General features: G+C 64.3%; 14 protein-coding genes. 10 read left to right on the top strand and 4 right to left on the bottom strand.

Annotated features, from left to right (window positions below; translation table 11 throughout):
- Positions 1-72: 72 nt before the first annotated feature.
- Positions 73-1176 (top strand): mandelate racemase/muconate lactonizing enzyme family protein, encoded by a 1104-nt coding sequence (locus EP237_RS05230; RefSeq protein ID WP_127558822.1) that lies wholly within the window; start codon positions 73-75, stop codon positions 1174-1176.
- Between the two features lie 4 nt (positions 1177-1180).
- Positions 1181-2467: an aspartate aminotransferase family protein gene (locus EP237_RS05225; RefSeq protein WP_127558820.1), complete on the top strand. Its 1287-nt coding sequence runs from the start codon at positions 1181-1183 to the stop codon at positions 2465-2467.
- Between the two features lie 58 nt (positions 2468-2525).
- Here EP237_RS05225 and EP237_RS05220 read toward each other — a convergent pair whose 3' ends face one another.
- Complete coding sequence (locus EP237_RS05220; RefSeq protein ID WP_127558818.1) at positions 2526-2897, bottom strand: hypothetical protein; 372 nt, start codon at positions 2895-2897, stop codon at positions 2526-2528.
- Positions 2898-3079: 182 nt separating this feature from the next.
- On the opposite strand from EP237_RS05220, the gene EP237_RS23060 reads away from it, so the two are divergent.
- The 6 genes from EP237_RS23060 to EP237_RS05195 are packed head-to-tail and all read left to right on the top strand — an operon-like array spanning position 3080 to position 8151.
- A complete protein-coding gene (locus EP237_RS23060) occupies positions 3080-4129 on the top strand; it encodes an oligopeptide/dipeptide ABC transporter ATP-binding protein (RefSeq protein WP_164744622.1) in 1050 nt (349 codons plus the stop codon).
- Positions 4126-5112: an ABC transporter ATP-binding protein gene (locus EP237_RS05205; RefSeq protein WP_127558816.1), complete on the top strand. Its 987-nt coding sequence runs from the start codon at positions 4126-4128 to the stop codon at positions 5110-5112. Before EP237_RS23060 ends, EP237_RS05205 begins: the two co-directional genes overlap by 4 nt.
- On the top strand, positions 5109-5654 hold the full coding sequence (locus EP237_RS23455) for an amidohydrolase family protein (RefSeq protein WP_240661509.1): 546 nt from the start codon (positions 5109-5111) through the stop codon (positions 5652-5654). The genes EP237_RS05205 and EP237_RS23455 overlap by 4 nt, the downstream gene beginning before the upstream one ends.
- A gap of 26 nt (positions 5655-5680) precedes the next feature.
- A complete protein-coding gene (locus EP237_RS23450) occupies positions 5681-5926 on the top strand; it encodes a hypothetical protein (protein WP_240661507.1) in 246 nt (81 codons plus the stop codon).
- Positions 5927-5983: 57 nt separating this feature from the next.
- The gene (locus tag EP237_RS23445; RefSeq protein WP_240661505.1) at positions 5984-6724 is read left to right on the top strand and encodes an amidohydrolase; all 741 of its coding nucleotides are present in this window, start codon (positions 5984-5986) and stop codon (positions 6722-6724) included.
- Positions 6721-8151 (top strand): C69 family dipeptidase, encoded by a 1431-nt coding sequence (locus tag EP237_RS05195; RefSeq protein ID WP_127558814.1) that lies wholly within the window; start codon positions 6721-6723, stop codon positions 8149-8151. The genes EP237_RS23445 and EP237_RS05195 overlap by 4 nt, the downstream gene beginning before the upstream one ends.
- A 305-nt stretch (positions 8152-8456) precedes the next feature.
- On the opposite strand, the gene EP237_RS05190 is transcribed toward EP237_RS05195, so the two are convergent.
- The 3 genes from EP237_RS05190 to EP237_RS05180 form a co-directional block, all read right to left on the bottom strand.
- Complete coding sequence (locus tag EP237_RS05190) at positions 8457-8990, bottom strand: hypothetical protein (protein ID WP_127558812.1); 534 nt, start codon at positions 8988-8990, stop codon at positions 8457-8459.
- Positions 8991-9066: 76 nt separating this feature from the next.
- Complete coding sequence (locus EP237_RS05185) at positions 9067-9540, bottom strand: ester cyclase (protein ID WP_164744621.1); 474 nt, start codon at positions 9538-9540, stop codon at positions 9067-9069.
- Positions 9541-9574: 34 nt separating this feature from the next.
- A complete protein-coding gene (locus EP237_RS05180) occupies positions 9575-9874 on the bottom strand; it encodes a hypothetical protein (RefSeq protein WP_127558808.1) in 300 nt (99 codons plus the stop codon).
- A gap of 150 nt (positions 9875-10024) precedes the next feature.
- Here EP237_RS05180 and EP237_RS05175 point away from each other — a divergent pair, with 150 nt between their 5' ends.
- Positions 10025-10570, top strand: coding sequence for a TetR/AcrR family transcriptional regulator (locus EP237_RS05175; RefSeq protein ID WP_164744620.1), 546 nt, complete (start codon positions 10025-10027; stop codon positions 10568-10570).
- Positions 10567-11682 (top strand): DUF418 domain-containing protein, encoded by a 1116-nt coding sequence (locus EP237_RS05170; protein WP_127558804.1) that lies wholly within the window; start codon positions 10567-10569, stop codon positions 11680-11682. Before EP237_RS05175 ends, EP237_RS05170 begins: the two co-directional genes overlap by 4 nt.
- Positions 11683-11752 lie beyond the last annotated feature (70 nt).

The following is an 11752-nucleotide window of genomic DNA, read 5'->3' as shown; positions in this document are numbered from 1 at the left end:
CTCTCGCGCGACCGGAACGGTCGCGCGCGGATCGACGCCGAAGGCGGCGAAATCGCTCACAGGACAGCGCCCATGAAACTCACCCGCATTTCCCTCTGGCATGTGCCGCTGACCAGCCATGAGACCTACTATATGGCCGACGGCAAGACCTGTGATACGGTCGAAACCGTGGTCATCGCGCTCGACACCGATACCGGCCTCACCGGTTGGGGCGAGGTCTGCCCGATCCCCCATTACCTGCCCGCCTATGCGCGCGGGGTGGCCCCGGCCCTGACCGAGCTTGCCGCCGTCCTGCTCGGCGCCGATCCTATCGGGCCGGAGGCGCTGATGAGCAGGGCCAATGACTGGCTCATCGGTCATCGCTACGCCAAATCCGCCCTCGATATCGCGCTGTGGGATCTGACCGGCAAGGTGGCCGGGCTGCCGCTCTACACGCTTCTTGGGGGCAGGCGTGCGAAGGACATGCCGCTTTACCACTCCATCACCTGCATCGCGCCCGAGGAGATGGCCCGCATCGCCCGCGAGGCGCAGGCCAGCGGCATCACCCAGTTCCAGGTCAAGCTCGGCGCAGACAGCAACTGGCAGGCCGATGTGGCCCGGCTGCGCCTCGTTCGCGAGGCCGTGGGCGAGGGCCCGCTCGTTTATGGCGACTGGAACTGCGGCGCGACCTCGCTTGATGCCACCCGCGTGGGACGCGCCGTGGCGGATCTCGATATCATGCTGGAACAGCCCTGCGCGACGCTGGAGGATTGCGCCCGCGTCAAATCCGCGACCGGCCTGCCGATGAAGCTCGACGAGCTGGCCCATGACACGGAAAGCCTTCTGAAAGCCCATGCCCATGGCTGCATGGATGCGGTGGCGCTGAAGCTGTCGAAATTCGGCGGGCTGTCCGCCACCCGCGCCGCGCGCGATCTGTGCTATCATCTGGGCGTGAAGATGTGCATCGAGGATACATGGGGCAGCGATATCACGACTGCCGCGCTGTCCCATCTGGCGGCCTCCACGGATCCGCGCCGCCTGCTCAATACCTGTGACCTTTCCGGCTATGTTGCCCCGCGCCTCGCCCCCGATGCGCCGGTTCGCAAGACCGGCCTCCTTTCGCCCCCCGATGGCCCCGGCCTCGGGATCCTGCCTGATCGTCAGGCGCTTGGACACCCCGACCTGATACTGGACTGACCTCATGAATATTCTTCACAGCCAAGCCGACTGGATCGCCCGCGCCCGCGAGGTTCTGCCCGCTGCGGGTTTCGGCAATTTCGACGCCTCCATCGTAATCGCGCGGGGGCAGGGCAGCCATGTCTGGGACGAGGATGGCAACGCGTATATCGACTACCTGATCGGGTCCGGCCCGATGCTTCTGGGCCATGGAGACCCGGAAGTGATGGAGGCGGTACTGGAACAGTTGCCGAAGGGCATGACCTTCTTTGCCAACAACGCCAGGGGGATCGAACTGGCGGAGGCCATCGTCGAGGCCGTTCCCTGCTGCGAACAGGTGCGCTTCGTCACTTCGGGCGGTGAGGCGGATATGTACGCCATCCGCTTGGCCCGCGCCTATACCGGTAAGCCAAAGATCCTGAAATTCGAGGGCGGCTATCACGGCATGTCGGCCGAGGCACAGATGAGCCTTGCCCCCGCCCGCGAGGTCAATTTCCCCACGGCCGTGCCCGACAGTGCCGGCATCCCCGACAGCGTGGCCGAGGAGATGCTGATCGCGCCCTTCAACGATCTCGCGGCGGTGGCGTCGCTTCTGGAGGAACATGACGACATTGCCGCCATCATCGCAGAGCCCCTGCAGCGCATCATTCCGGCACAGCCCGGCTTTCTGCAGGGTCTACGCGATCTGTGTGACGCCCATGGGGTGCTGCTGATCTTCGACGAGATCGTCACCGGCTTCCGCCTTGCCTATGGCGGCGCGCAGGAACGCTACGGCGTGACACCGGATATCTGCACTCTGGGCAAGATCATCGGCGGGGGCTTCCCGCTGGCCGCGCTTGGGGCACGCGCCGAGATCATGGCGCATTTCGACAAGTCGGCCGTGGGCTCCGAGAAATGGCTGATGCAGTTGGGCACGCTGTCCGGCAATCCCGTTGCGGCGGCGGCGGGCCTCAAGACGATGGAGATCCTGCGCCGTCCGGGCCAGTATGACCGGCTGCGCGATCTCGGTCAGAGCTTGATGGACATGCAGTCCGCCGCGCTGTCCGATCATGGTATCGCGCACCGCCTTTGCGGAGACCCGACCCTGTTCGACGTCTATTTCACCGACGCCGACCCGGTCGATTATCGCAGCGCAAAGCACAGGGACCCCATGCTGAATGATGTCTGGAACCGCAGCTTGCGCAGTCAGGGGATCTTCAAATCCCCCGGAAAGCTTTACCCGTCGCTGGCCCTGGGATCGGAAGATCTGGAAGTGACCCGCAGCGCCTTCCGGAACGCGGCCAAGGCTGTCGCGGATCATCTCGGGATGTGAAGAATGGTCTCTAATCCATTGAAAGGATGTGGACATGCCATCCACGAGATATCCCGTCTCATACCTTCGCCCCCAACAGAATAGCGCGCGCGCGCTGGTCCAGTTTCGCAGAGTTGATGTCGTAGCGTCCGACCTGACGCATGGCGTCGCGAAGTGAGGTGAAGTTCTCCAGATAACGCCAGACGACGGGGGACATGAATGGGGCCCGCTGGCGGCTGGTGATGCCGAAGGTGGTGCCGCGCAGATATTGGAGCTGGCCCCGCCCGACGGGGTGCAGAACCGTCTCGACCAGCGCGTCCCGCGCGAGCACCTGGTATTCCATCACGAATATGCGGTTGCCGAGGATCGCGACGCGGCCATCGTATTTTGACAGGAACAGGCTGCCATCATCGGGGTCGATGGATCGTTCCAGAGACCGGCAGCGGACCATGCCGTCATATTCATCCAGCTGTACAATCGCGCAGATGATGGAGTTCTCCCAGCTCTGAGTCAGGAAGTAGCTGAGATAGTAGCCAAGGTCGCGGCGCAGCGGGATCGTCTGCCCGCGAAAGGCGGATTCGAACTCGGGACGCTCGGGATGCGGGTTCTGGGGGCCTGGGGAATGGCCGCGGCGTGGTCGACGAGGAGATCCAGGGCGCGATCTACAACAAGCTGATCCAGTATACGCCGGGCCGCGACTGGGGCTGGCAGCTGGATGCCGCCACGATGATCGAACAGGTGGATGATACCCATATCAACTTCGTCCTGCGCGACGATATCGGTTTCACCAACGGCTTCGGCGCGATGAGTGCCGAGGACGTGAAATTCTCGTTCGAGCGGATCATCGACGACGCGCTTGAATCGACCAACCGGCCCGACTGGGGCCCGCTCAGCCATGTCGAAGTGACGGGCGAGCGTACCGGCACCATCGTGCTGAACAACGCCTTCCAGCCGCTCTGGTCAATCACGCTGCCCTATATCGCGGGCAACATCGTGTCGAAGAATGCCTTCGGAAGCGTCGGTGGCCTGAAGGAAGCCGAGTTCATCACCGCCGAACGCGCGCTTGGTGCCTCGACCCTGCGCATCATGGGCGTGCACCTGCTGCCCAATGTGCTGGGGACGCTGGCAGTTCTGGCGGCGATGGACATTCCCACCGTGGTTGGGCTGGAGGCAGGGCTGAGCCTCCTCGGCATGGGGGTGCGCCCGCCGACGCCCTCTTGGGGCTCGCTGTTGATCGCGGACGAGCCAACCACTGCCCTCGATGCCACGCTTGAGGTGCAGATCATCAAACGGCTGCGCGAATTGCAGGACGAGATCGGCTGTTCGATCCTGTTCATCTCGCATCACCTCGGGGTCATTGCCGAACTGTGTGACGAGGTCGTGGTGATGTATGCGGGCGAGGTGGTCGAGGCTGGATCGGTGCGCGACGTCTTTCACAACCCGGCCCATCCCTATACCCGCGCGCTGCTGGAATGCGATCCGGGGCACATCAAGGAAAAGACCCGCAACCTGCCGACCATACCGGGCAACATCCCCGATCTCGTGTCGTTTCCGCGCGGTTGCATCTTCGCCGATCGCTGCCCGCAGCGCCATGACGCCTGCACCGAACACCCGGTCCTGTCCGAGGCATCCGCCGGACACAGGGCGGCCTGTCATCTGATCAAGGCGGGGGCCCCGGCATGAGCGCGCTTCTGGACATCAAGGACGTCGTGGTCCGCTTTGCTGTGCGCGGCGGGGTCTTCAGAAGCGCCGGCAGCATCGACGCGGTCTCTGGCGTCAGCCTGACCATCGAGGAGGGCAAGACCTACGGCATTGTCGGGGAAAGCGGGTCTGGCAAGACCACGCTGGCCCGCGCGGTGGCGGGGCTGCATCATGCCTCCGAAGGGTCGATCCTCTATCGCGGGCAGGAACTGCGCGACCTGCCGGAGGCACAATTCCGCAAGCTGCGCCGCGAAATCGTGATGATGTTTCAGGACCCCATCGGGTCGCTGTCGCCGCGCTTGACGGTCAAGTCGCTGATCACCGAACCGTTCCGCATTCAGGGCATGAAGGATCGTGACCTCGACGCCGAGGCAAGGCGGCTTCTGGCCATGGTCGGCCTGCCGCCCGAATTCGCCGCCCGCTACCCATACCAGATTTCCGGCGGACAGGCGCGGCGGGTGGGGGTTGCGCGGGCGCTGGCGATGGACCCGAAACTGCTGATCGCGGATGAACCGACGGCGGGGCTCGACGTGTCCATTCAGGGCGAGATGCTGAACCTTCTGGCGCGGCTTCAGGACGAGCTTGGGCTCGCGATCATGATCATCACCCACAACCTGAACGTGGTGCGCCATATCACCGACCGGGTTGGCATCATGTATCTGGGCAAACTGGTCGAGGAGGGCGAGACCGACACGGTGTTTTCCGCGCCCCGGCACCCCTACACGCTGGCCCTGCTGGCCGCGAACCCGGAACCGGATCCGGACACGCAGCTGATGCGGATCGAATTGCAGGGGGAACCTCCCAGCATTCTGAACCGCCCGACGGGGTGCGAGTTTCACACCCGCTGTCCCTTCACACAGGCGCGCTGTTCCACGGATGTGCCAAGCTGGCAGGTTGCCGGTCGCGCAGCGCATCGGTGCCATTTCCCGGCGTCTTGGGAGCAGGACAAGGTTTGTCCCGCATGACCGGCCTTGTCTTCGCTGGCGGGCCGATCCTCAGCATGGATGCGGATGACAGCCGCCCCGAGGCCATCGGCATCGAGGGGGATCGGATCGTGGCGGTCGGCGCGCTGTCGGATGTCCGGCGGGTTATGCCCGATGCCCCTCTGCACGATCTTGACGGGCGCACGCTGATCCCGGCCTTCATCGACCCGCATGGGCATTTTCCCGACAGCGCGATTGTCTCTCTCCTGAGGGCCGATTTGTCGGCCCGGTCCGGCTGTCGCAATCTGGCGGATGTGTTTGAAAGGCTGGCCGCGAAAGCCGCCGAAACCCCGCATGGCAACTGGGTAAGGGGCGCAGCGCTCAACGAGTGTCAACTGGCCGAACGGCGCCTTCCAATGCGCGACGAGCTGGACTTGGTGTCCACCGATCACCCGATCTGGGTCATTCACTCGTCCGGGCATTGCGGGGTCGCCAATTCGCGGGCCTTGGCGCGGCAGGGCATCACCGAGGACCGCGCCGATCCCGAGGGGGGCGCTATCTGCGCGACGGTGCCGGGCGTCTGACCGGCGGGATCGAGGGGCTGTCCGCCATGGGTGAGATGGGCGATACCCATTTTCTGCTGGATGATGCCTCTTTCGCGCGCTGCTTTGCGGCGGCGCGCAGCGAATATCTTGCCCAGGGGGTGACGCTGGCGCAGAACTCCTGGACGGCGCAACCGCTGCTCGACCTGTTTCAGGGGATCGCGGTGCAGAGCGATCCGGGCATTGATCTGATCCTGTTGCCCGTGACCGAAATCGAACCTGCGTTTTCGCAAACCGGAACGGGGCACGACTAGCCGAACGGCGCGATTGCCCTGGGGCCGCGCAAGCTGCTGACCGATGGGTCCTTCCTGATGCGCACCGCCTTTCTGACCGCGCTTTATCTTGGCTCGGATGATCTGGGATTGGCCTATATGGCGCGCGACACCCTGTTTTCAGAGGTCCGGAAACTGCATCGCCTCGGGTTCCAGATCCATTGTCATTGCAACGGTGACGCGGCGTCGGACATGTTCCTCGACGCGGTTGAAGGTGCGCAGGAACACCACCCGCGCGACGACCATCGACACACGATCATTCATGGGCAGGTCATGCGCCGCGACCAGGTAAGGCGCTGCGTCGATCTGGGGGTGACCATCAGCTTTTTTCCGGCCCATATCTGGTATTGGGGCGATCTGCACCATGACGAGATCCTCGGTCCCGACCGCGCGCAAGATATCTCGCCCACAGGATGGGCCGAGGCTGAAGGACTGCGCTTCACCATCCACAACGACGCCTCGGTCACGCCGACGCGGCCATTGCAGCTGATCCAGACGACCGTCACACGCCGCACCCAAAGCGGGCGCGTGCTTGGCCCGGATCAGTGCCTCTCGCCGCTATCGGCCTTGCGGGCGCATACGATCGACGCCGCATGGCAGGTCTTCCGGGAGGCGGAACGCGGATCGCTGGAACCCGGCAAGCTTGCGGATCTGGCGATCCTCGACGACAATCCGCTGACGCGGCCTGAAACCATCGATACGATCAAGGTCAGCGAAACCTGGCGGCATGGTCGGCAGGTCTACGCTCGAAACATAAAGAGGGTCGGTGAACCGGCATGAGCTACGCAATCTATGTTGGCAGGACCCACAGCCGCACCGGTCATGCCTGGCTGGCCGGATATGGTGATGAGCCGTCCTCGCACTGGTTGGAAATCCTGCCCGCTGCGGACCACCCGGAGGGGGCGGTGATCGAAGTGGGCGTCGGCCCCGAGGCCGACATGCCCGGACAGCGGATCACCGTGCCGCAGGTCGCGCATACGCTGCGCCATATGCGGGTCAGCTATTCCTATTACCTTGGCGTTCCCGCGCCGATCACCAATGGCGGCGTGAACGAGGCCGGCGTTGCCGTGCGCGATGTCTGGTCGACCTCGCGGCCCGAGTTGCGAGAGATGACGCCGAAGGACCAGCGGGGGTTCAACTACAGTGATCTGGCCCGCGCGGTATTGGAACGGGCCACGAGTGCCCGGGACGCGGTAGATCTGTGCGCCAGCCTGATCGCGGAGCCTGGCGAGGCGAGCTATGGCGGCAACTCCCATCTCTTTGCCGATGCGGATGAAGCCTGGGTGATGATCCAGTTCGCGGGCGGGCAGGGGCTTTGGGTGGCTGAACGACTTGGCCCGGACAGCATCCGCGCCTCGCGCCCCGGATATGTGCTGGAGGTGCCGGTGCATGACCCGGATCACCCCGATTTCCTGTGGTCCCCGAACTTCGTCAGCTTCGCACAAGATAAGGGCTGGTACGAGTCAGGGCCGTTCGATGCCAATGCCATCTATGGTGACGGCAAGGGCCGTTGGGACGGCATCCAATGGATCGAGGCCGAGATGCAGGCCCGTGCCGCGCGGCCGGAAAAGATCGGGCTGGAAGACATGATCTGGGCGGTGCGCACCGAGAAACTGACCGGCGATACGGCGGGTTACGGACAGGTCGTTCCACTGGTTCGCAGCCCTGATCCGGCCCTTCAGATGATGTGGCATGCAGCCTGTGGCGCGCTGGCCGCGCCCTTTTCGCCGGTGTTTCTGGGGCAAGACTCGGTGCCGCCTGAATATGGGATGCACCGCTATCTGACCACTGGCGAATCCCATCGGTTTCAGGACATGCGCAAGGCGGTCAGCGAGGGCGGCGATACGGTGTCACTCGTGCCGCAGGTCAATGAAACCACGGTTGGGGCGTTTCAGGACAGCAAACGCCTGATGTACCTGATGCAATTGCTGGGGGAGCAGACCCTTGCCCCGGTGCACGCGGCGTTTTCCACACGCGAAGCGCGGCTGTCGGATCTGACCGATGCACATCTTCGCGTGGCAGAGGCGGCCATTCGCTCGGGACACAAGGCTGAAGCGGTCGCGGTTCTGTCGGCTTTCTCCAACGCCGAGTTGACCTCCGCGCTCGGCCTTGTGCGCGACCTCGCCAGCGGGCTGTCCGCTCAGGCATCCGTGCTCGTGGCCCCGGACTTGGCGGAGTTTCCGAAGGGCTTCCGGCAGCTTTGGTAGGCTTGTTTCGGCCTCTGATGACCGTTCCTTGAGACCGATCAGGAGAGAAGACCACCGAAACCACGTTGGCTAGGGTGTGACCATGGGTCCCCGCCGGATGACCCGCTGCCGGCAAGGCCGGGAACGCGTCCGCGACGCGATCCGAGGCACGGACGAGGGAAACGCAGGCGGGTCAGAGGGACCTTTCAGCTTTCTTCAGAACGGCCCAAATCTCGGCAGTCCGCTTTCGATGCCTCTTTGTGCGCTCGATCCGCCCTCGACCCGACCGAATGACCTAGCCTCGCCGCCGATCGCTCGCGCCTCGGTCAGACGGCAGCCGCTGTAAACCCGACAAAGTTCAGAACCGCCACGACCGCCCAGAAAGCTGCGAAAACGATGCCCACATGTCGCCCGTTCCGGGTGATCCGAGGGTGATGGCCGAGAAGCGGCAGACCTGCGTGGTTTGCATTGACCAGCGCGAAAAGGGCCGCCATGACGCCGAAGACCAGATGCAGGGCATGGCGATCGGTCAGGGGCAGCGTCAGCCCGTAGATGACGCCGGTCGCAACGGCGATGAAGGCAAGCGCGCCCTGGCGTTGTTCGAACAGCAGCAAGAAGATGTAGTCGGCACCGGCGGGGGCCTTGTCGCGTGGCGCGGCGTCGAGAGCCGCGTCCAGCATGGCGATCTGGTCGTCATGGGTCAGCGCAATGGCGGGGCGCGGAATGCTGGGGCCAAAGAACGGCAGCACCCAGTTCACGACCCAACGCGCCCACAGGGGGCGGACGATTTCCACAGCGTGGACCAGCGCGGGCGCAAGGCACAGGAGCAGGCCGAGCGTGGAGGCAAGGGACATCGACATTCAGGATCGTCCTTCCAGATTGGGGAACGGGACGGAAAGCGCCCGACCGCGACCAACGCGGCCGGGCCTGCGTCCCTTACTCTGCGGTCAGCTGCGCGACGGCTCCGGTCCAGTCTTCGAGGTGATAGACATGCGTGATATGCCCGTCCTCGACGGTCACGATGTCGATGGACATGGCCTCGAAGCTTCTGCCGGTGGCGGGGTCGACGCCGAAGAACGGGCCGACCGGCGTGCCGCGGAACAGGCTGCGGACCACAAAGCGTCCATCGCCGAGGTCGATGATTTCCTGCGGCGCCCAGTCCAGGTCCGGCACGACCTGCCCCAGAAAGGCAATCGTGTTGAGCATGCCTTGCGCGCCTTCGCCACCCGGCGGGGTCGGGATCGAGACGATCTCGGGCGAGAAGATCTCGTAATACCGTTCTTCCGTCGTTCCGGCCGGGTCTGTGAGGATGTCGGCATAGAAGGCGCGCACCGTGTCGATGTCATCGGCAAATGCCGGGGTGATCAGCGTGGTGATGGCGATGGCTGTGGCGGATAAGGTCTGTTTCATGGGTCTTGGTCCTTTCAGCTTCGGGGGGAGTTGGTCAGGCGTCGGCACCGCCGAGCGCGCCATGGGACGCGACTACATCCTCACGCGAGGGCGGCCTTGCTTTGGCGCGCAGGTTTGACAGGAACGGTCCGGGCTCGACCAGCGACAGGTCGATATCGAAGAAAGGCACCGATATCCGCCCGGCGATGGTGGTTCGGGGGGAGTATGCCTCCAGCTCGGCCTTCTTCGCCGTGCGCCAGACCCGGTCGCCGCGATCAGCACAGGCGCAAACCGCTGCGTCACCGACGCTGCTGGTGGCCCCTGTGATGACACTCGTTCTTGCCGACCCTGGCATGAGCCACTCTCCTGCTTGTGCGCGTTGTTACCAACTGGTACGAATATCCGAGATGCTTCGTCAAGGTATAAAATACTGACTGGTAACAAAATGAATGATGATAACCCGAAACCTGTGCGCGGCCGGCCACGGACGATGAATGCCGACACCGTGCGTGACGTCGCCATGGACGCCTATTGGCGAACCGACCCGGCCGATGTGTCGATCAATGCGATCTGTCAGATGGCGGGCATCGCCAAACCGTCGCTCTACCGCGCTTTCGGAAGTGAGGACGGGCTGACGCGCGCCGTTCTCGACAGCTATGCAGATCGGGTCCTCTCGGTCGTGTTCGCGATCCTGCAGAACGGAGAGGGTTTGCAGGACACGCTCGACGCCCTGATCGACTTCGCGAGTGCCGATCCTCGCATGGAAACCGGTTGCCTGTTCTACAAGATGCGCGCGGGCAAGCACCGGCTCGGGCCCGAGACGCGCGCACGGGTGGAGGAAATCGACGCGATGGCACAGGCGGCCTATGCGGCGGTCCTGCAAGGCGCCCGCGATGCCGGGAACTGGCCCGGCGGGCTGTCGGTGGAGGCGGGGGCGACGTATCTGGGCGAGCAGATCGCCCTTGCGATCACTCAACGTGCCTCAGGCGAGGACCCGGCCCGCATCCGCGAGATGCTGACGCTGGCGCTGTCGGTGTTCACGCGACAATGACCGGATCGACGCGCGCCCTGATGCCCGACTATCTGCGCCTCGTGGCGCTGTTCGGCATCGTCGTGGTCAATGTACAGTATATCGCGTTCTCGGCGCTCGGCAGCTTCGCCGACCCGAGTGGCGAGTCGGCACTGGACGCCATCACCCTGTGGCTGGTGAACGGGCTGGCGCTGCTCAAGACCTATGGGCTTTTCTCCTTCATGTTCGGAGTCGGTCTGGGGTTCCTGATGCGCTCGGCAGCGCGGCGGGGGCTGGCCTTCTGGCGCATTTACCGCAACCGCATGATCGGGCTCCTGATCCTTGGTATTGCTCATGGCTGCCTGTTCTTTCCCGGCGACATCCTGACGATCTATGCTGTGACCGGCTCCGTTCTTTACCTGTTCCGGGATTGGCCGGTGCGCCGGCTGGTGCGCGTGGGTGCTGCGCTGCTGGTCCTGCAAGCCGTCATTGCGCCACCGCTGCTGCTGGCCACGCCGCAGACCCCGCCTGACATCGTCGCGATGGAACGCGCGATCCTGACGCAAGGCGGATTTCTGGAGGCCGTCCTGTTCCGTGGTCTGGGCTTCGCCTTCATCATGCCGTTCTTTCTGGTGATCCAGGGCAGCGCGGCGCTTGGCTGGTTCTGCCTCGGGCTGGCGGCGGTGAAATCCGGCATGATCGACGACGCCGGCCACCCGCTCTGGCGGGGCGCGCGGCGCTGGTGCCTCGGGCCTGGGGTGGTCCTCGGGCTTATGGGCGCTGCGATCTGGCAATGGGGATCGCCAGCGACAGGTGTGGCGCTGACAATCGCTGCCGCACCGATAGCAACGCTCGGCTATCTCGGCCTGATCGCTGCGGTATCGCGCCCGCCGGGGCCGATCATGGCAACGGCACTTGCCGCAGGCGGATCGAGCCTGAGCATCTATCTCGGCCAGTCCATTGTCCTATCGACGATCTTCTCGGGATATGGGCTTGGCCTTTGGGGCTCTGTTGACCGGATCACCGCCGTTGCCATCGCGCTTGCGGTGACGGTGTTCCTGATCGTCGCGCTGTCGATCTGGCGGACCCGCTTCGCGCTCGGGCCCTTTGAATGGGGTCTGCGACGGATCACCTACGCGCGAGCGCGGGATTGAGTTCTGTCTTTCACACGCGTCACGACATCCAGCGACGTTTACGGATCCCGATGTCGAGGATGACCGGATC

This window comes from Nioella ostreopsis (assembly GCF_004000255.1).
In the GTDB taxonomy this organism is placed as follows: Bacteria; Pseudomonadota; Alphaproteobacteria; order Rhodobacterales; family Rhodobacteraceae; genus Nioella; species Nioella ostreopsis.
Note: the sequence above shows the minus strand (reverse complement) of the source record. Positions and strands in the feature narration are given on the sequence as shown.